This is a genomic window from Mycobacterium kiyosense, assembly GCA_021654635.1.
GTDB classification, from domain to species: Bacteria; Actinomycetota; Actinomycetes; order Mycobacteriales; family Mycobacteriaceae; genus Mycobacterium; species Mycobacterium kiyosense.
In genome coordinates this window covers 1,627,797-1,646,597 of record AP025179.1, presented here as the reverse complement: position 1 = coordinate 1,646,597, position 18,801 = coordinate 1,627,797, and the positions used below count along the sequence as shown (strand labels likewise).

Sequence of the window (18,801 nt, the reverse complement as noted above, 5' to 3'; positions counted from 1 at the left end):
CGCACGACTACTGCGGGTGTGACGCGAGGTAGTCGGTCGCCGGGATCCGCTCGGATGCAACGTATCCCACCGGCAGCAGCACGTCACCCGAAGTGGTCAGATAGTAGACGTCCCAGCGATGGTAGGCGGCGAAGGCGGCCGGGTCGGCGGCCATCGCGGCGGCATAGTCGTCGACCGCTCCGACGTAATTGTTCGAGTGGTTGTAGCTGAAGATGGCGCGGTCGTGGTCGGCGGCGAAACCGTTGGCCGCCAGCATGCGACCGGCCGCCATGATGCTGTCCCGCGGCGAATGGATGTCTCCGCCGTCGCCGTAAGAGGCGAACGTCGAGGGCAGGAACTGCATAGGGCCCTGCGCGCCGGCGGTGCTGGTTCCGGAGATGCGGCCGAAGTCGGTTTCGACCATGTTGATCGCCGCCAGGTAATTCCAGTTGACGCCGGTGGCTGCCTCCGCGGCGCGGTAGTAACCCAGCAGTTCGTCGGCGGGGGCCGGCGGGTCGATGCGCCACGCGGGCAGGGTGGGTTTGGCTTCACCGGCGTTGAGGGCCTGCAGGTGGTGACGAGCATCGATGTTGAGGTCGTAGATTCCAGAGAGCGAGGCCGGAACGACGGAGCGCACCGTCGAGTCCCACTCGGGGTGGCGCCCGATGGCACGGTAGGCAGCCTGCTCACGGATCGCCGCCGCCTGCAGCGCGGCCTCCGACGCCGACGGGTCACGCAGCGTCTGCTCGTCTGCCACCAGGTCCCGGGCCAGCAGCGCCGGGTCCGACGCCAGGGCGGGGGCGGCAGGGACGGCCGGGGCGCCGGGCGGCGGCGGGGCAGCGGGCAGCGTGGTCGCGGCCGATTCCGCCCGGGGTATCAGCCCCAGCGCGGCGACGGCCACGGACAGCACTGCGCTGCAACGCCTCACACGCTGAAGTAGGCTCCGATCCGGTCGGGCTTGGTGGCGAACGTACATGATCTTGACCTCAGCGCTGCGGCAGGTGTGCGCCCGACACCGTCAGGCGCACATGCATCCATTCCGCCTACATCTTGTCCGGCCCGGACCGAATGTCCAAGCGCCGGGTCAGGCCGGTGGCTCTACCACGTCGGCAGCGGGTCCAGCGCCACCGCCTGACTGCCACGCCATTGGAACCGCACCGTGGTGGTGGGTCCGGGACACGCGGTGCAGACGTTGCTGCCGTCTTTGTAGTCCAGGGCGACGGTGTCATCGGTGGTCTTGGCCTTGTTCAGCGAGGTGAACGGGTAGGCCTTCGAGGTGGCGACGCCGGCGAAGGCGCCCTTGTGGAACAGCAACGCCAGATCGGGTGAACTCCCGGTGGCACCGGTGACGGTGATGATCACCGTCGACAAGGTGGAGCAAGGGTTGTAGTTGCTACTCGGGTCGAAGCTGTTTGGCTTGGCATCCCACGGGGCGTTGTTCGGCAGGGCCGGCAGCGTCTTGATCGCCGCCGTGATCTCGGGAGCGGCGAGGTTCACCGCACACGTCGGGTCCGCCTTGGCCGGCGCGGACAGTGGATTCAGCAGGCAGCCGGCAACGAGCGTCGCCAAGATCACTTTCCGTATCAAGAATGCCTCCCCTGTCGGCTGCATTCATGGTGGCGCCCAGTGCTGCCGGCGGGGTAGGACCGTAGCGAGATTGTGTCGAAGAAGTGACCTCGGTCTTCGGTCGGCACTTCGGCCTTGGCGCGTGGAGACGGCCCCGGGCACCGATCCGAGCGCCTCGCCGACCAGCGAGTTGGTGTCGACATCGCCCACCACGATCAGGACGGCGTTCTCGTGCCGACCAGCACGACGTTGTAGTTGCCCAGCTCCCGGCGACCGCTGGGCCGGCAGGTGTAAAGTCAGGTTCTCAATTCATCAAACGATGAGGCCCCCATCCCAACTTCGGCTCCGCACTGGCGGGAGTAAGAGCGGCTTCCAGATGCGCACCGACCACATCATCGTCAGCGGCGACGACGCGCTGGCCATGACGATCGTCGATGAGCTGCAAGCCGCCGGTGCGACCGTCGTCAGACTCGAGGACACCACGCGGACCGGCACCAAGAGCGGCCTGGGCCGAGCGGGTATCACGCAGGCGCGCGCCGTCGTCTGCGCAGGCAGTGACGATTCAGTGAATCTCGAGGTGGCGCTGCTCGCGGACAAAGCCAACCCCGATATCCGTGTGGTGGCCCGGTTATCCGATGACATCCTGCGCAAGGCGTTCGCCGACAGCGACGTCTCGGGGGCGATGTTCGACGTGGCCGAACTCGCGGCGCCGTCGGTGGTCGAAGCCTGCGTGGGCCACGGCTGCCACCCACTGACGATCGCCGGGACCGGGTTCGTCGTCGTCGGTCTCTCGGCGAGGAAGAACGCCACGCTGCGCGAACTCTACGGCGAACTGACACCGGTGGCAGTCATCCGAGGCGAAAAGTCGCCGGCCCCAGGGGAATTGGAGGCATGCCCGGACCGCGACCTCAGCGTCCACAGCGGAGACTGGACAGTGCTGATCGGTACCGCCGAGGAGGTGGCCGCTCATGGCTTCGACGTCCCGCGCCCGCCTGGGGAACGCCCTCATCTGGTGGCGCTGCGACGCGCCGTCGACAGCGTCCGCGCGTTCCGTAACGACATCAACCCGGCGTTCTACCCCCTGGTGGGAGTGATTGCCGCGCTGATGCTGGCCTCGACCGTGGTATTGCGGCTCGGCTACCGCAACCCCCGGATGGGGTGGATCGACGCGATGTACTTCACCGTCGAGTCGATCAGCACCACTGGCTACGGCGACTACAGCTTCATGCACCAACCGACCTGGCTCCGGCTGTTCGCCACCGGGATGATGTTCGTCGGTTTGATCACCGTCGCGCTGCTGGTCTCCTTCGTGGCCGACGTGCTGTTGTCGCGCCGATTCGTCCGGATCGCCAGCGGCCGCCGGATCGCTCGGCTGCGCAACCACATCGTCGTGATCGGTCTGAGCGCGCTGGGGATACGCGTGGTCGGCGATCTGGTAGCCGCCGGCCACGACGTCGCGGTAATCGAGATCGACGAGGAAAACCCGTACCTGGCCGAGGCGCACGACCTCGACGTCCCGGTCATCATCGGCGACGCCAAGCTGACTCAGACCTTGCTGTCCGCGCGGGTCGATCGAGCCCGCGCGGTCGCCGTGCTGACCCACGACGACATGGTCAACATCGAAACCGGGATGATCCTGGCCCAGCTGCACGGCCGCCGGGTGGGCCCGTTGCATCGGTGGCCCGAGATTCCGCTGGTGTTGCGGGTCTTCGACCGCTCCCTGGGGTTCGCGCTGGCGCGCCGATTCGGCTTCGTCAATGCCCGCTCCACGGTCGAGCTGGCCGCACCCTGGTTCATCGGCGCCGCCATCGGCCTGCAGGTGGTGGACACCTTCTCGGTGGGGCTGCGGTCATTCGTGGTCGGCGCTATTCACGTGGCGCCCGACAGCGGACTCGACGGAGTGCGGCTGTCCGAACTGCCCACCCACACCCGGGTCGTCGCGGTCGAGCGGGCCAACGCCGCACCCACCGTGCACCCACGCCATCACGCGACTCTGCGCGCCGGTGACACCGTTTATCTCCTCGGGCCCTACCGGCAGCTGCTGGACACCTTGAGTAAGGGCAAGTCGGCTGTGCCGAGTTGAACCGGCGGGATAACCCCGCGTCCTATCTCGGCTGGTTCGGCACGCCGGGAAAGAGCTGTCCGCTGGGCCCCGAGGTGACCCAGCCACCCAGCTTCGTCACCAGATGCGGGGCGAAGACCGCGCCGTACATCAGGTTTCCGACCGCGATGACGGTGACGACGGACAGCAGCGACGATTGCAGCCGGCCGGCCGTCTTCTTCTCGGCCCAGCTCTCGATGACGTTGCGTCCCCGGGCATCTGTGCGCCCGAGCAGATACGTGAAGACCATCATCTGCACGCCCATCGCGATGGCGTCATAGACCGGGTACTGATGCGTGGTCCCCTCGAACACGGCGAGCCCGGGAATCACGTAGCCGTAGTGGAACACGCCGAGCCGGGCGCCGACGAACGCGTTGAACACGAAGGCCCAGCAGAATCCCACGATCAAGCCGACCGTGAGAAGCGTTGTCGGCCTGCGTAATCCAAACCGGGCACTGAGCCGCTGTCCGATCGCGGCGCCGATCACCGCGGGCAGCACGAAATAGCCGATGTAGCCCACGGGCACCGACGAGGGCAGCCAACCCCAGGTCATGTTCAGCGGCCACCACGACGGCATCCGCGGCAGCGCCGGCGGGAACTGCGCGTACATCGCCCAGTCGTACGGCGCCTCGATCCAGGAGAACGACATCGCCGAGATGCACAGCAGCAGCATCGGGTGGATACGTCGATCGCGGATGCTCAGATACACCGCTATGGCGGTGAACACGATGCCACTGCCCCAGCCGAAGATGACCGCTCCGGTGAGCAACGGGGTCAGTTCGTTGCTCACCGCTTTTCCCGCGCCTCGGGGTCGAAGTAGATGACCACGCCATAGATCAGCGCGATCAGACCGAACAGTGTGCCGAGCATGATGACCGCGCCCACCCTGCACGCCCTTCCTCGAAAGCCCGGTTAATAGTGGATACTATTCTAAGAGCGAGGTCAAGGCCGACCAGGAGTGAATGCGCTTGCCCCACCGAACTTCCGCGAAGGCGCCCGCCCAGCCGGCACGCCGGCCCCGCGGCGAGCCGCGCCGGCTGTTGCTCGAGGCCGCCCGCGAGCTGTTCGCCCGTCAGGACTACCGCGCCACCACCACGCGGGAGATCGCCGAGGCGGCCGGCGTCAGTGAATACCTGCTGTTTCGCAACTTCGGTTCCAAGGCCGGCCTGTTCCGCGAGGCCCTCGTGGTTCCGTTTACGGACTTCGTCGACGAGTTCGGGCGGACGTGGCAGGCCATCGTGCCCGAGCAGACCGACGAGAACGAATTCGCCCGCCGGTTCGTCGGGCAGCTCTACGACGTGCTCACCGAACATCGCGGCTTGCTGTTGACGCTGGCCGCCGCGGAGTCGTTGAGCGACGACGAGATCACCGACTCCGGCATCGCCGACATCCGCCGCGCCATCGCCTTGCTCGGCCGGATCAGCACGGAGGGTATGCAGTTGCGTGGGCTCCGCTCGAATCGTCCGGAGCTGCCCGCACATTCGACGGTGGCGATGATCGTCGGCATGGTCGCCCTACGGTCGGCCTTCTTCGCCGAGCAGAAACCCAGCCGCGATGCGATCGTCGACGAACTCGTCCAGGCGAGCCTGCACGGGTTCCTGCACCGGCCGGGCTAGGCTCTGAGTTCGGCGATCAACCGTTGCAGGCCCCGGGTCAGCGACCTCGGCACATGGTCGGGATCGACGAGGTCGTTCTCGGCGAGCGGACCGGCTTCGTTCGTGACGGTCCGGCCGGTGATCGGGCGCAACGTCCGGCCGTGTCCGCGAAGTTGCTCGATCGCCGTGCGCAGCGACCCGTACCGCCGCATCGCCGTGTCCAGCTCGGCCGTCGACACACCCAGGTGTTCGGAAACCAATTCGTCACGCACACAACGGATCTGCTGACTTACCGCATCCCGATCGGAGTCGCCGGGGTCCGCTTCGACGGCAATGTCACACTCGCTGTCGAAACCCAGCGATCGGTTGTTGAGGTTCGACGACCCGATGCGCAGCAACCGATCGTCGACCACCAGGATCTTGGAGTGGACGTAGATCGGAGCGCCGCCGTCGGTGGCCGGCCAATAGACTCCCAGCCGACTGTGTTCGTCAGCGGCCCAGAGCAATTGAATGACCTTGTGGCGAGCGCTGTCCATCGTTCCGCGCTCGATCGGGTTGTTGCCCCGGCGGGCCAGCACGACCACGATCTCCGGCCCGTCGGGTTCCCTGAGCCGAGCGGCCAGCGCATCGACGATGCGCCGCGACGCCAGGTACTGATTTTCCAGGTAGATGCTGTGGCGTGCCGCGGCGATCGCGGCCAGGTTCAGCGCCTCGACCTCACGGACTTCCTCGCGACCGTCCAATTCCGGTAGGGTACGGGCGATTCCGATCTCGACGTCGCGCAGTGTCGGCGCCAAGTCAGCGGGCCAGGCCGGGCGCACATCGGTGACGGGTTCCAGAGTTCGACCCGTGGCGGTCTGCCAGCGCAGCCGGGCCTGTTCGGCGAGACCGCGCGCGGCCGCACCGTCGACCGCAGCGCCGACGTCGTGTCGCGGTCCGTAACTTCGCCCCAGCGTCCGTCGTCCGCGACTGTCGTGCAGGTGCGCGCGGGTGTCCCACCGGTTGACGGTCAGATCGATACCGCCGCAGAACGCCACCGCGTCGTCGACCACCACGATCTTCTGATGGTGCACCGAGCCGACCGGGTGGGCACCGTCGACGGCGAAATGGACTCGCTTACTGCTGATCTGATTGAGCAGAGACACCGGGGTCAGCCCATTCCAAATGCCGCCGAAAGCCGGCAGCAGCCGCAGGTTGGACTTCAGCAGGTAGATCTCCAACCCCGGTCGCTCGCGCAGCAACCAGAGCAGGAAAACCCCGAGCTGGTTGGGGCCGGCCAGCGTCTTGGCGCCGCGCTCGAACGTCATCCTGGCGTCCAGATCCCAAGCGATCAGCACGATCCGGTGCTGGGCGCCCAACATCGCCGCCTTGACGTGCCGGAAATAGTCGGCCGCGTCGATGATGCAGGCGAACCGGTCGGCTGGAGCGACCTGCCAGCACGTCTGCCCAGCCCTCAGCAGTCGCTCGTCGCCCACGCGGACCCTTCCGGCTGCAGGCTGGTAGCGGACATGTCGACTTATTACCCGTTAGGCGCCGTGGTTATGTCGTGGCGTGACGAACGCCGCAATGGTCAGGCGCGGTGCCCGGAGTAGACGTCGCGCATCGTCGGCTTGATGGCGCGGGCCAGCGGAGTCGGCACGCCGCAGGCAACGCCGAGGTCGGCCGCGGCATCGAGGTCCTTGTCGGCCAGTGCCGCCACGCGGTCGGCGTAGTCGGGCGGAACCGCGATACCGGCCGCACGCACGTCGAGCAGCCGCAAGGCCTGCTTGCCGTCCGCATCCGCCTCCCGCATGACCGACAGCAGAGTGCTCAATGAAACACCTTGCGCTGCAACCAGGTTCGCCGCTTCGTCCACCACCGCCCAACAGCCGTACTGGATCAGGTTGCGAGCGATCTTCGTCGCCATTCCCGCCCCCACCGGGCCACAGTGCACGACCGCCTTGGCGAAGTCGTCGAGCACCGGACGGGCCCTGGCCACCTGGTCGTCGGGACCGCCGATCATTGCGACGATGCCGTTGTGGGCGGCCTTGTCGCCGTTGGTGACTCCGCAGTCGAGCAGCGTGACGCCCGCGTCGCGACACAGCTCGACAAGTTCGTGCAGCTCGGCGATCGACACGGTCGACAACAGCACCACGATCAATCCCGGCTCGGCGGCGGCCAGCAGTCCCCCGGAGCCCACCAGCACATCACGGGCCTGATCCGCGGTGACCACCGCGATCAGCACCACATCGGAATTGCGTGTCACGTCGGCGACCGAATCCAATTGCGTCAGAACGCCTTCCAGATCCGCGGCGGCATCCGGACGCACATCGTAGACGCTCGGCACCCGTCCGCGCCGGGCCATGCTGACCGCGACCCCGCCGCCGATCTCGCCCAGACCGATCACGCCGGCACGTACGGGCGTCCTCACGGGCGAAGTCACAGCAACGAGTCAAGCATCAGCTGCGCCTCGCCATCCGCGCCGGGGGGTGCGTCGCCGTTCTCGGCGTACACGACGAACGCCGATTGGCGGGTCGAGGTGTTCAGCAACTCGACGAAGGAGCCGGTGACGGGAATCGCACCCATCCGCGAGGTCCCGTCGGCGGTGTAGTCGATGGAGGCGCCCTCGTTGAAGTTGCCGTGCGCCGGCTTGGGGCTGGGCACGCTGAGGTCCCTGACATTGGTCAGACCCGTCGTCGACACGCTGCTCAATTGGTCGATGTCCGATTGCAGTGCGGCGACCGGATCGGACCCGGCGGCCGGCTTGACCCGGATTTCCAGCTCAGCGCTGGAGAATGCGTTGTGCAGTGAAACCCAGCCGCGACCCCGGTCGCCGACCGTCCAACCCGGCGCCGGCGTGACCGAGATGCCGGGCGCGAGGTTGATCCCGCCGGCCGCGGACGCCGTCGGCGGCCGGCAGAGGGCACCGGCCAGCGCGATCGCCGCTGTCAAGGCGGCCACCACGGCCAGCACCCGCGTCCGGGTCCCGACCTCGAGCCGCGACGGCAACAGAGTCGGCGATCCCGAACTCGCAGTCCCCGCGTACGACAACGCTGACATGATCTGACTCCTCTCCTGAACCGGCAGCTGGGCGTCGCCGATCCAGTCCCTATTTGACTCGACCGCGACACGCGTGTCTACGAGTTGGCCTGTCTTGTTCGTGTCGTATCCACTGGCCGGCCACTATGGTGAGGCTGTGAACGCGCCGCCCGAGCGATCCGCAGAGCACGCGTTACCGGTGAGCCGGCGGCAGCTGTTCGGATTCGTGGGCGGCGTCGGGCTCACGGGCGCATTGGCCGGATGTTCGACCAAGACCACCGCCAGCCCGCTGCCCGGACAATCCTCTCCGAGTTCGGCTGACACACCGACCGCCGCGACTCCCACGCCACCCACCGTCAACCCCAGCCCAGCCCGCCCGCCCCGCGTGCGACCGCGGCACAGTTGCTCTGCCGAGACGCCTGGGGCGCCCGGGCCGCCCGGCCCGGCGGCAAACCGCACACCCCCAACCGGCTGACCTTGCACCATGCGGGCGTGGTGCTGGGCGCCAACAGCAACGCACCCGGCCGGTTGCGCCAGGACCAGCGCTATCACCAGGACCAGCTCGGCTGGATCGACATCGCCTACCACCTGGGCATCGACCGTAACGGCAACATCTACCAACTGCGCGACCCCGGCATCGCCGGCGACACCGCGACCGACTACGACACCACGGGTCACTTCCTGGTGATCTGCGAAGGCGATTTCAACCAGGAGTCGGTATCGCCGGCCCAGGTGCGTGGCATCGCGATCGCCTTCGCCTGGGCCGCCCAGACCTACCGCATTGCGACCGGCACCTTGAAGGGCCACCGCGATTTCGCCGAAACCTCCTGTCCGGGAACCAATCTCTACGCCCAGCTGTCCTCGGGTGAACTCCGCGCGCAAATCGACTCGCTGCTGGCCGCCGGTGGGGTGGACCTGCAGCCGTTCTGCGGGCCCGAGGCGGTCGCCCGGGTGCGGGCCATCGAGGCGGGCAACTGAGGGCACGTTGTAGCCCGCGTGGCACGATGAGTCCTTCCGAGTGGAAGGTCGCCAATGTCAGGCAACGGTGTCGGCAGAGTCGCCGGCAAGGTCGCATTCATCACCGGCGCGGCGCGCGGCATGGGTCGCGAGCACGCGATCCGGCTGGCCGAGGAGGGCGCCGACATCATCGCCGTCGACGTCTGCGAAGACATCGACGGTGTCACCTACCCGGGCGCAACCGACGCCGACCTGGCCGACACCGCGGCGTTCGTGGAAACGGCGGGCCGGCGCATCGTCACCGCCAAGGCCGACGTCCGAGACCTGGACAGCCTGCGCGCGGCACTCGAACAGGGCGTGGCCGGCGTGGGCCCGGTCGACATCGTGGTCGCCAACGCCGGGATCAGCGGTTCGCCCGCCCCCGCGGCGCAGATCGAGCGGTCCGCGTGGCAGACGATGCTGGACATCAACCTGACCGGGGTGTGGCAGACCGTGACAGCGGCGTTGCCGCACATGACCAACGGCGGCGGATCGATCATCCTGGTCAGCTCGATGCTGGGGATCCGCGGCGGCGGCTACATGGCCCACTACGCAGCGGCCAAACACGCGGTGGTAGGGCTGATGAATTCGCTTGCCAATGAGCTTGCGCCGCAATGGATCCGGGTCAACTCGATTCATCCGGGCAACATCTTGACACCGATGCTGGACAACGAGCCGTTCTGCCGCACACTACGGCCCGATCTGCCCAACCCGACCGTGCACGACGCCGCGGAGATCATCGGGCAGTTCCACCTGCTGCCCACACCACTGATCGAGGCGCGCGCCGTCAGCAACGCCGTGCTCTTCCTGGCCTCCGACGAAGCGCAGTACATCACCGGGGCGGCCCTGCCGGTCGACGCCGGCGCCGTGGCGAAATTCTGAAACTCGCCCTGCCGAGCGGGAATTCCACGACGCGACACGTTGCGGCGTGGTGGGATTCACACTCGCGTGGGCCGTTCGGGCCCGGTTCAGTCCTGGCAACGCGGAAGCCCGCGCAACAAATCGGGTGCCTGGCCGTCCACCCGCAGTTGCCGGCGCCCCTCGGCGGTGGTGACGACCCGGACGTCGAACTCCGCGCCGTCAACGCAGTCGGGATCGACGCGCAGCTGCAGCTCCCCAGAATCCACGTACAACATCGCGTCGTCGTGAGAAAGCTTCCAGGGCAACCCATCTGACGGCCAGCGGCCGCCGACGAGGCTCAGGTCGTTGGGATCGGCGTCGGGCCCCTCGGCGGGAACTGCGCAGCCGAGCCACAACTTGGCGGGCACCGGCCGGAAGTAGACGGCCAGCCGCTGACGGTTGAGATCCACATCCACCGGCATCCCGATCGGCGGCAGGGAGGTGCCCTCGGGACGGTCGTCCAGCGACTTCTTGACCTGCCGGGAACCGATTCCCGCGCCGAACCAGTCGATGCTCAGCACGGTGGTGAGGTACTGCACGATCGCCAGGCCGAGCAGGCCGCCCGCGCCGGCCACCCCACCCCGGCGGCCCCGGCGGCCCAGGTGACCGGCAGCGCCAGCAGACCCACCAGGGCCGCGGCGCCGACGGCCGCGGCGGCCTTGCCCGCCACCGTCAGGCTGAAGTCCGAGTTCACCTTCGGCTCAGCGGGATGCTGCGTCGGTCGCACCCCGACCGTCCGCGGTAGCGCCTGGAACCGCTCGTTGACCCGCTTGACTTCTGCCTCGTAGTCCTGGTCACCGAGTTCGCCCGCACGCTTCCTGTCGCGGGCGGCGCCCAGCGCCTGCTCGAGGCTTTCGATGGAATCGGGATCGGCGGGCGGGTTTTCGCCCTCCTTCCAGTCGCGCGGGATGTCGTCCAGACCCATCTCGTAGACGACCTCGAACGCGGCGGAGAAATCGTAGAGATTGGTTTCGGCGCTCACCGTGCCGTTGATCACCAACCGGCCGTCCGCAGTGCGCGGCACGATGTCGGCGCTCAAGGCGTCCAGGCTGCGATCCTGACCGCCGACGCTGATGGTCTTCGGTCCCGCCAGCAGGCACGGTTCGTCGGCGGCGAAGTCGCTGTCCTGTAGGCCGAAACTGTTCTGGACGCTGTCGCGCACCTGCCGCAGGATGCTCCAGCCGGTGACCGCCAACCCGGCCTTCTCATCGGGGTTCTCGGCGAGAATCGACGCCGGCAACTCCTCGCCGGCCGGCAGGGAGCGCAACGTCTGCAACTGGACCACCAACGATTCGTGGGTGGTCTCGCCGACGTCGAACCGCTGCACGACGGCGTCGAGGGCCTTGAACGTGCTGTCGTCCTGCGCGTCGGGGTCCACCTCGACCGGAGTCGGCAACAGCGCCACGATGCCGTCCTCGCCCATCTCGGCCAGCTTCGGGCGGACCGCGTCGGCGATCTGGGCGGCCAGCGAATCGAGCACCCTGACCCGGGCTTCGTCGTCGGAGATGGTGGGATGCTGCACCTTCTCCAGGTTCACCAGCAGCTCCCCGGCGATGCTGTGGGTGATCCAGTAAGCCTGGGCGTGGTCGAGTTCCCAGCAGATCCGCGGGTCCTGACCCCCGAACGCGGTGGTGCCGTCGGGCAGGCGCTCGACGTCGCGCCCGAACAGCCGTGGCGCGTACGGGTCGGCCGGGGCGGGCGCCACCAGCACCGGCGCGTCCTGCGCGGAGAAGTTCAGCGCGATCGTCTGCTTACCCGGCTCCAGCTCGTGCGGTTCGACATGGTCGTGCATGGTCAGCCGGCCGAACAACGGGATCTCGTTGTACGGGATCTCGCGTGCCTTCCCGGCCCGCGGACCGTCTGGGACGGTGATCGTCGCCGGCGGCAGCTGCACCAGCGGAATGCAGGTCACCGAGTCGATCACGATTTTCGAGTCGAAGATCGCCAGGTCGATCGCGAAATGCCTTAGTGGATCCCGGGTTTCGCCCTCGGTTTGCTCCTGCCACAATCGCTGACCCGCGTCCAGCAGAAACCACACCCGGTCCAAGGTGAGGTCCAGGGTGGCGGTGGCGGAGTAGCCGGTGCCGTCGACGGACTCGGTGTACCGGTCGCCGCTGAACATCTCGACGGTCTGATCCTGGACGCGCTCACGATGAATCTCGATCATGGTGTCGGGGCGTTGCATGACTGACTCCAATCCTGGCCGGCGCTTGCCGATGCTGTACCCGCAAACGCACCACGATCAACGGCGGATCCGCCCGGCCGGCCGAATCGTTCGACGCCGTTGGCGTGCCACCCACGGTCAGTTCTGGCGGCCGACCAACTCGGCGACGAAACGGTCGATGAAGCCGTCCAGCGGGGCCCGGCCGACCGGCCTGATGACGAACTTGGTCAGCCCGGCGTCCAGGTAGCCGTCCAGTTGCCGGTGCAGCCGATCCCAGCCGGCGGCGACCAGCTCGGCCGGGTCGACGTCGGGGCGGCGCGCCCGAACGGCCGCGGCCAGTTCAGTGGGCAACTCGCCGTCGGCGACGGCCAGTGAGATGCCGAGGTGGTCCGGGTCGATCTCCCGTCCCGCGTCCTCGGCGGCCCGCTGGATCGCTTCGCGTCCCTGCCTCGCTTCGGCCGGCGTCAGGAAACTGCCCAGCCAGCCGTCGGCCAGGGCGCCGATGCGGCGGTACGCCGCGGCCGAGGAACCGCCCACCCAGATGTCCAGCGGGGGCTGCGGCCGGGGCGCGACCGCGGCCGCGCTGACCGTGAAGAACCTGCCGTGGTAGCTGGCTGATTCCTCGACGAGCACTGCGCGCAGCACCCGCAGCGACTCGTCGAACACCGCCGCGCGCTGGCCGTCGGGGACGACGAACACCTCCCGCTCCGCCGGAATCGCCGAGCGCAGACCGAACACCGGCAACACGCGTTTGGGGGCGAGTGCCGCCAGCGACGCCAACTGCTTGGCGACCAGCACCGGATGCCGCCCCGGCAGCACCGCCACCGAGGTGCCCACCTTCAGCCGGCTGGTGCGGGCCAGCGCGTAGGCCATCCCGACGATCGGATCGACCGCCGGTGAGTAGACCAGCTCGGAGAACCACAGCGAGTCGACACCGCTGAACTCCAGGGCGTCGACCACGTCGGCGAGTCGCCCCGGCGTGGTGTCCGCGCCCAGCCCCACCCCGAAACGCACCTTCACCGCGGACCCCTCAGCCGAATTCGACGAGTGTATGAGCGGCCCGGAACCGTTCGAATTGCGGCCGCCGGTAAAGCAGCGCGGTAGCCGGCGCCAGGAATCGGCCACGCACCGCCGGCACCGGCAGCTCGCGCACCGCCCGGACACCCGCAAGCGCCCGCAGCTCGTCATATTGCCGCGCGGTGAACCAGAACGGCATCGGCGGAGCCGTGTAGTGCTCGCTGAGCTTGACGCCGAATCGCCGCGAATACGCGCTCAACAAGCGGGGCACGCTGTCGAAGATCAGCCGGCCACCGGGAAACCGCTTGGCGCAGGCCGCGATCAGGTCGAAAGCGGTGTCCCGCTGCAGGTATTGCAGCAGGCCCTCGACGGTGATCAGCACACCGCCGGTGCGCTCGACCCGGTCCATCCAGGTGTAGTCCAGCGCGGACTGCGCGCAATGATGCAGCCGTTCGCAACTGGGCAGCAACTGCTGGCGAAGCCGCACGATCGGCTCCAGATCGACTGACAACCAAGACAACTCGCCGTTGTCCAGACGCCAGAAGCTGGTCTGCAACCCTTCGGCCAACGCGACGACGTGGGCCTTGGGATAGGCCTGCAGATACTCGCGAGCGGCGTTGTCGAAGATCACCGACCGCCACGCCGTTGCTTGATGGGTCTTGCCGAAGTTCTGGTAGTCGTAGTCGAGGCTGTCGCGCAGTGCGATGGCCAAGGGGGTCCTCGATGATGCCGTCGGGCCGGGCCGCCTCGCTCGCGCGCTGATACAGCGTCAGCAAGGCGGTCTCGGAGATGCCTGCCAGATGGCGGGCGTCGATCACTGGCATGGCTGCACTATAGAGAGCGCCGAGAGGCCGTCCGGAACATGCGTGCAACTCTCCGCGAGACCGACAAGCCGGGAACTTTCTGCTCGTCCGGGCCGACTACCTCGCAGACGGGAGAGTGAGGTCGGGTCCTGACAGCCCCCATTTGGATGGCGTCGCCCCCGGAGGTGCATTCGGCGTTGTTGAGCGCTGGGCACGGTCCGGGGGGCGCTGCTTGCTGCCGCCGATCAGTGGCAGCAGCTCAGCATGCAGTACACGCTGGCGGCCACCGAGTTGAGCGGCCTGCTGGCCGAGGTGCACGGCGCCAGCTGGGCGGGCAGCTCGGGTGCCGCATATGCGGCGGCGCACGCCCCCTACCTGGCCTGGCTCGAACAATCCGCGGCCGACAGCGCACTGCGGGCTGCCGCTCATCAGACGGCCGCCACCGCGTTCGGCAGCGCGCTCGCCGCGATGCCTACCCTGGCCGAACTGGCCGCCAACCACCTGCTGCACGGCGCCTTGGTGGCCACGAATTTCTTCGGCATCAACACCATCCCGATCGCGGTCAACGAGGCCGACTACGCCCGCATGTGGGTTCAGGCGGCCGACACCATGGCGGCGTATCAGGCCGTGACCGAAGCGGCGACCGCGGCGAGCCCGCCGGCTCAGCCCGCACCGCAGATCCTCAAGCCGGCTGCCGAGGCGCAGGCCGACCCGAGCCAGCTCGTCGGCGGCCTCGGTCAACTGGTCCAGAACATCACGAACTTCATCGCCGATCCGTACCAGCATTTCCTGGATTTCTTCCAGCAATTCGGCTTCAGCCCCGCCACCACCATCGCGCTGGCGGTCATCGCGCTGTTCTTGTACGACGTGCTCTGGTACCCGTACTACGCGTCGTATTCGCTGCTGTTGCTGCCCTTCTTCACGCCCGCACTCAGCGCGTTGAGCGCCCTGAGCCTGCTGACCCATCGGTTCGATGTGAGCCCGGTGACCGAGCCGCTGCAGGCCCCCGCCGTGGCGGGGACCGCCGGGCACGGCGGGCCGAGTCCGAATATCGCTGTGGTACAGAGTATTTCGACTGTGTCGGGCCCCGGCTCCAGCGCCGGTAACTCCGCGCCCGGCACACCCGGCACGGCTTCGGCGAGCACACCGCCCGCCCCGCCGGAGCTGAGCTACGCCGTCGCCGGCCTGGCGCCACCGGGCACCGGATTCGGCCCGCGGGCCGGGGCGAAAGCGTCCGACGACGTTGCCGACCGCATCGGGTCCGCCGCCGCGGCGACGACGAGCCAGGCTGCGGTCCGTGCCCGGCGCCGGCAGCGCGCCCGGGCGGGCGTGCGCGGACATCGCGACGAATTCCTGGACGCGACCGTCGACGCCGCCGCCGACCTTCCCGCCTCGCAACCCGCTGCCGCACCCACCGGAAGCGATCGGGGCGCGGGCCCGCTCGGTTTCGCCGGAACCGTCCCCGCCCCGGGCGCACAGGCCACCGGAATTGTCCAAACATCCTCGACGGCAACCGATGTCACCGTTCCCCTGCTGCCCGCCGGCTGGCGCCCGGACGAGACATCGGCGGACAGGAGGACCGGCTGACCACCACAAACGCTACGCAGATGAACCGGAATCAAACGAGGAGTTAAAAACGATATGACGCTCAACGTGAAAGGCAAGGGACTCGGGGCGCAAGTCACGGGTATCGATCCCAGCAACCTGGACGACATCAGCACCGAAGAGATTCGCGACATCGTCTACCAAAACAAGCTGGTGATCCTCAAGGACGTGCACCCGACCCCGGAGCAATTCATCCGGCTCGGACGGATCGTCGGACAAATCGTGCCCTACTACGAGCCGATGTACCACCACGCGCAGCATCCCGAGATCTTTGTCTCCTCCACCGAGGAAGGCCATGGCGTTCCCAAGACCGGGGCGTTCTGGCACATCGACTACATGTTCATGCCGGAACCGTTCGCCTTCTCCATGGTGGTTCCGCTGGCCGTGCCCGGCCACGACCGCGGCACCTACTTCATCGACCTCAACCAGGTATGGGAGTCGCTGCCCGCGGCCAAGCAGCAGCCGGTCCGCGGGACGGTCAGCACCCATGATCCGCGGCGCCACATCAAGATTCGACCCAGCGACGTATACCGGCCGATCGGCGAAGTCTGGGCCGAGATCAGCCGGACCACACCGCCGATCAAGTGGCCGACCATCATCCGGCACCCCAAGACCGGGGAAGAGATTCTCTACATCTGCGCCTCGGGCACCACCAAGATCGAGGACCGCAACGGCGACCCGCTCGATCCTGCGGTGCTGCAGGAGCTGATGGAGGCCACCGGCCAGCTCGACACCGAATACAAGTCCCCCTTCATCCACACCCAGCACTACGAAGTCGGCGACATCGTGTTGTGGGACAACCGGGTTCTGATGCACCGGGCCAAACACGGCACCGCCTCGGGAACGCTGACCACCCACCGGCTGACCATGCTGGACGGCCTTGCGACGCCGGGGTACGCGGCATGACTCACATCGAAGTGCCGGCCACCGCGCAGCCCGCGATTTCGCCGGAATCCGCAGTCACGGCGCCGATTCCCGAGGATCTGCTGGTCCGGGTACTCGAGCCGTATTCCTACAAGGGCTGCCGCTACCTGCTCGACGCCGAATATCAGGCGACCGCCGACTCGGTCTACGCCGTCGGCAATTTTCGCATCGAGGAATCCGCCTATATCCGCAGCACCGGGCATTTCAACGCCGCCGAGCTGATCCTGTGCTTCAACCAGCTCGCCTACAGCGCCTTCGCGCCGGCCATCCTCAACGAGGAGATTCCCGTGCTGCGGGGCTGGTCGATCTCCGATTACTTCGACCTGCAGCTGCCCAGCATGCTTATCAAGAACACCGCCTCGCGGTTCCGCAGGCCGATCAACGCCCAGAAGTTCTCCGCGCGGCTGTTGTGCCAGAACTTCAAAGTCATCGACCGCACCTTGCGCTACCTGTCGGTCCCGTGCGCCATCGAGTTCTGGGACGAGTACGGCGGTTCGGCCTCCGGTGAGGTCGAGCTGGCCGCCCTGAACATCCCCTGACCCTCCGGCAGAAAAGTCAAACGTCATGTCCCAGTTAGCACCCACCGTGCTGCAACGTGTCCGCGATCAGGCACGACTACGACCCGAGGCGATCGCGCTGCGCCGTGTCGACGGCACCGCCGTGTTGCGCTACGGAACACTGTTCACCGAACTGGAGCGGTACGCTGAAACCCTTGCCTCGCAAGGTGTCTCTCGAGGACACCGGGTGCTGGTCGTCTCCGACAACGGGCCGCAGACCTACCTGTCGGTGCTGACCTGCGCGAGGCTCGGGGCCATCGCCGTCATGGTCGATGCGAACCTGCCGCCGGCAACCATCACCCGCTTCGCCGAAATCACCGGGCCCACCGCGGTTCTGGCAACCCCCGGCGCCAGGGATATGCCCGACGCGTTGGCCGACCTGCCGACCGTCGCGGTGGAAACCGGTTCCGCCTCTTCCGGGGACTTCGCGGACGTGGACTACCCCGACCTCGGGGCGGAGGATCCGCTGGCGATGATCTTCACCAGCGGCACCACCGGCGAACCGAAGGCGGTGCTGCTGGCCAACCGCACGTTCTATGCCATCCCGGACATTCTGCGCAACGAGGGATTGAACTGGATCAGCTGGGTGGACGGCGAAACCACGTATTCGCCGCTACCCGCCACCCATATCGGCGGACTCTGGTGGATTCTGACCTGCCTGATACGCGGCGGATGCTGTATCACCGGCGGCGAGAACACCACGTCATTGCTGCAGATCCTTGCTAGCAATGCCGTGGCATCGACTTGCCTGGTGCCGACGCTGCTGGCGAAACTGGTCTCGGAGCTCAAGGCTAACGACGCGACGCTGCCGTCGCTGCGGCTGCTCGGCTACGGCGGTTCCCGCGCGATCGCGGCCGATGTGCGATTCGTCGAGGCCACCGGCGTCCGCACCGCGCAAGTATATGGACTGAGCGAAACCGGTTGCACCGCATTGTGTCTGCCCACCGACGACGGTTCCATCACCAGGATCGAGGCGGGCGCCGTGGGTCGGCCCTACCCGGGCGTCGAGGTCTATCTCGCCGCCGACGGCGAACGGCCACCAAGCTTCGGGGCCGCCGATTCGGCTTCGTTCGGCACGCTGTGGATCAAGTCCCCGGCCAACATGCTGGGGTACTGGAACAATCCGGACCGCACCGCCGAGGTACTCAGCGACGGCTGGGTGAACACCGGCGACCTGCTGGAGCGCCACGACGACGGCTTCTTCTACATCAAGGGCCGCTCGTCGGAGATGATCATCTGCGGCGGGGTGAACGTCGCGCCCGACGAAGTGGACCGGATCGCGGAGTGTGTGCCGGGCGTGCGGGAGGCGGCGTGCTACGAGATTCCCGACGCCGAATTCGGGGCGCTGGTCGGTTTGGCGGTGGTACCCGCGGCGGCATGCGACGAAGCCGGCCGGCGACAGCTGCAGCAGGCCATCGCAGCCCGCTTCCGGCAGGAGTCCGAGGCGGCGGCCCGTCCGTCGACCATCGTGCTGGTCAGCGACATCCCCCGGACGCAGTCCGGCAAAGTCATGCGAACCTCGCTGGCGGCCAAGGTGATCGACGCACCAGTGGGAGCGATGGCCCGTGGCTGAGCG

General features: G+C 67.6%; 16 protein-coding genes and 2 pseudogenes. 8 read left to right on the top strand and 10 right to left on the bottom strand.

The features are described from left to right. Positions 1 to 7: 7 nt before the first annotated feature. Both L6444_RS07780 and L6444_RS07775 read right to left on the bottom strand, forming a co-directional pair. Positions 8 to 889 carry a lytic transglycosylase domain-containing protein gene (locus tag L6444_RS07780; RefSeq protein WP_459561274.1) on the bottom strand — a complete coding sequence of 294 codons (882 nt, stop codon included), beginning with the start codon at positions 887 to 889 and terminating at the stop codon, positions 8 to 10. Between the two features lie 188 nt (positions 890 to 1,077). Continuing rightward, positions 1,078 to 1,548: an LppP/LprE family lipoprotein gene (locus tag L6444_RS07775; protein ID WP_236981588.1), complete on the bottom strand. Its 471-nt coding sequence runs from the start codon at positions 1,546 to 1,548 to the stop codon at positions 1,078 to 1,080. Between the two features lie 373 nt (positions 1,549 to 1,921). Here L6444_RS07775 and L6444_RS07770 point away from each other — a divergent pair, with 373 nt between their 5' ends. After that, the gene (locus tag L6444_RS07770) at positions 1,922 to 3,628 is read left to right on the top strand and encodes an NAD-binding protein (RefSeq protein WP_236981587.1); all 1,707 of its coding nucleotides are present in this window, start codon (positions 1,922 to 1,924) and stop codon (positions 3,626 to 3,628) included. A 22-nt stretch (positions 3,629 to 3,650) separates the two neighbouring features. Here the strand turns inward: L6444_RS07770 and L6444_RS07765 are convergent, their stop codons facing one another. After that, positions 3,651 to 4,436 (bottom strand): spirocyclase AveC family protein, encoded by a 786-nt coding sequence (locus tag L6444_RS07765; protein ID WP_236981586.1) that lies wholly within the window; start codon positions 4,434 to 4,436, stop codon positions 3,651 to 3,653. A 172-nt stretch (positions 4,437 to 4,608) separates the two neighbouring features. On the opposite strand from L6444_RS07765, the gene L6444_RS07760 reads away from it, so the two are divergent. After that, entirely contained in the window at positions 4,609 to 5,262 is a 654-nt protein-coding gene (locus L6444_RS07760) for a TetR/AcrR family transcriptional regulator (RefSeq protein ID WP_236981585.1), read from the top strand. Here the strand turns inward: L6444_RS07760 and L6444_RS07755 are convergent. The 3 genes from L6444_RS07755 to L6444_RS07745 form a co-directional block, all read right to left on the bottom strand. After that, complete coding sequence (locus L6444_RS07755) at positions 5,259 to 6,716, bottom strand: phospholipase D-like domain-containing protein (protein ID WP_236981584.1); 1,458 nt, start codon at positions 6,714 to 6,716, stop codon at positions 5,259 to 5,261. The two genes, L6444_RS07760 and L6444_RS07755, sit on opposite strands and share 4 nt — an antisense overlap. Before the next feature lie 95 nt (positions 6,717 to 6,811). Continuing rightward, the gene (locus L6444_RS07750) at positions 6,812 to 7,651 is read right to left on the bottom strand and encodes an NAD(P)-dependent oxidoreductase (protein WP_236981583.1); all 840 of its coding nucleotides are present in this window, start codon (positions 7,649 to 7,651) and stop codon (positions 6,812 to 6,814) included. 8 nt (positions 7,652 to 7,659) lie between these two features. Beyond that, positions 7,660 to 8,280 (bottom strand): hypothetical protein, encoded by a 621-nt coding sequence (locus L6444_RS07745; RefSeq protein WP_236981582.1) that lies wholly within the window; start codon positions 8,278 to 8,280, stop codon positions 7,660 to 7,662. 381 nt (positions 8,281 to 8,661) lie between these two features. On the opposite strand from L6444_RS07745, the gene L6444_RS07740 reads away from it, so the two are divergent. Together L6444_RS07740 and L6444_RS07735 are read left to right on the top strand one after the other, a co-directional pair. Continuing rightward, on the top strand, positions 8,662 to 9,237 hold the full coding sequence (locus tag L6444_RS07740; protein ID WP_236981581.1) for a peptidoglycan recognition protein family protein: 576 nt from the start codon (positions 8,662 to 8,664) through the stop codon (positions 9,235 to 9,237). 54 nt (positions 9,238 to 9,291) lie between these two features. Then, complete coding sequence (locus L6444_RS07735; RefSeq protein WP_236981580.1) at positions 9,292 to 10,137, top strand: mycofactocin-coupled SDR family oxidoreductase; 846 nt, start codon at positions 9,292 to 9,294, stop codon at positions 10,135 to 10,137. An 86-nt stretch (positions 10,138 to 10,223) separates the two neighbouring features. Here L6444_RS07735 and L6444_RS07730 read toward each other — a convergent pair whose 3' ends face one another. The 4 genes and pseudogenes from L6444_RS07730 to L6444_RS07715 form a co-directional block, all read right to left on the bottom strand. Then, complete coding sequence (locus L6444_RS07730) at positions 10,224 to 10,730, bottom strand: hypothetical protein (RefSeq protein ID WP_236981579.1); 507 nt, start codon at positions 10,728 to 10,730, stop codon at positions 10,224 to 10,226. Then, a complete protein-coding gene (locus L6444_RS07725) occupies positions 10,670 to 12,340 on the bottom strand; it encodes a hypothetical protein (protein ID WP_236981578.1) in 1,671 nt (556 codons plus the stop codon). Before L6444_RS07725 ends, L6444_RS07730 begins: the two co-directional genes overlap by 61 nt. A 117-nt stretch (positions 12,341 to 12,457) precedes the next feature. Then, on the bottom strand, positions 12,458 to 13,339 hold the full coding sequence (locus L6444_RS07720; protein WP_236981577.1) for a TIGR03854 family LLM class F420-dependent oxidoreductase: 882 nt from the start codon (positions 13,337 to 13,339) through the stop codon (positions 12,458 to 12,460). A gap of 10 nt (positions 13,340 to 13,349) precedes the next feature. After that, positions 13,350 to 14,160: pseudogene (locus L6444_RS07715) on the bottom strand (class I SAM-dependent methyltransferase). Between the two features lie 128 nt (positions 14,161 to 14,288). On the opposite strand from L6444_RS07715, the pseudogene L6444_RS07710 reads away from it, so the two are divergent. The 4 genes and pseudogenes from L6444_RS07710 (at position 14,289) to fadD10 (ending at position 18,798) form a co-directional block, all read left to right on the top strand. After that, positions 14,289 to 15,726 (top strand): annotated as a pseudogene (locus L6444_RS07710) (PPE domain-containing protein). 54 nt (positions 15,727 to 15,780) lie between these two features. Continuing rightward, a complete protein-coding gene (scoE, locus tag L6444_RS07705) occupies positions 15,781 to 16,650 on the top strand; it encodes a (3R)-3-[(carboxymethyl)amino]fatty acid oxygenase/decarboxylase (RefSeq protein ID WP_236981576.1) in 870 nt (289 codons plus the stop codon). Then, positions 16,647 to 17,207: an FcoT family thioesterase gene (locus L6444_RS07700; protein ID WP_236981575.1), complete on the top strand. Its 561-nt coding sequence runs from the start codon at positions 16,647 to 16,649 to the stop codon at positions 17,205 to 17,207. The genes scoE and L6444_RS07700 overlap by 4 nt, the downstream gene beginning before the upstream one ends. Positions 17,208 to 17,232: 25 nt before the next feature. Then, entirely contained in the window at positions 17,233 to 18,798 is a 1,566-nt protein-coding gene (gene fadD10, locus L6444_RS07695; protein ID WP_236981574.1) for a fatty acid--CoA ligase FadD10, read from the top strand. Positions 18,799 to 18,801: the final 3 nt, after the last annotated feature.

What these genes read in the sequence shown, in the direction of transcription:
- L6444_RS07770 (WP_236981587.1), top strand. Translation starts at nt 1,922, where the DNA reads ATGCGCACCGACCACATCATCGTCAGCGGCGACGACGCGCTGGCCATG.
- L6444_RS07760 (WP_236981585.1), top strand. Translation starts at nt 4,609, where the DNA reads ATGCGCTTGCCCCACCGAACTTCCGCGAAGGCGCCCGCCCAGCCGGCA.
- L6444_RS07745 (WP_236981582.1), bottom strand. Translation starts at nt 8,280, where the DNA reads ATGTCAGCGTTGTCGTACGCGGGGACTGCGAGTTCGGGATCGCCGACT.
- L6444_RS07735 (WP_236981580.1), top strand. Translation starts at nt 9,292, where the DNA reads ATGTCAGGCAACGGTGTCGGCAGAGTCGCCGGCAAGGTCGCATTCATC.
- L6444_RS07725 (WP_236981578.1), bottom strand. Translation starts at nt 12,340, where the DNA reads ATGCAACGCCCCGACACCATGATCGAGATTCATCGTGAGCGCGTCCAG.
- scoE (WP_236981576.1), top strand. Translation starts at nt 15,781, where the DNA reads ATGACGCTCAACGTGAAAGGCAAGGGACTCGGGGCGCAAGTCACGGGT.
- L6444_RS07700 (WP_236981575.1), top strand. Translation starts at nt 16,647, where the DNA reads ATGACTCACATCGAAGTGCCGGCCACCGCGCAGCCCGCGATTTCGCCG.
- fadD10 (WP_236981574.1), top strand. Translation starts at nt 17,233, where the DNA reads ATGTCCCAGTTAGCACCCACCGTGCTGCAACGTGTCCGCGATCAGGCA.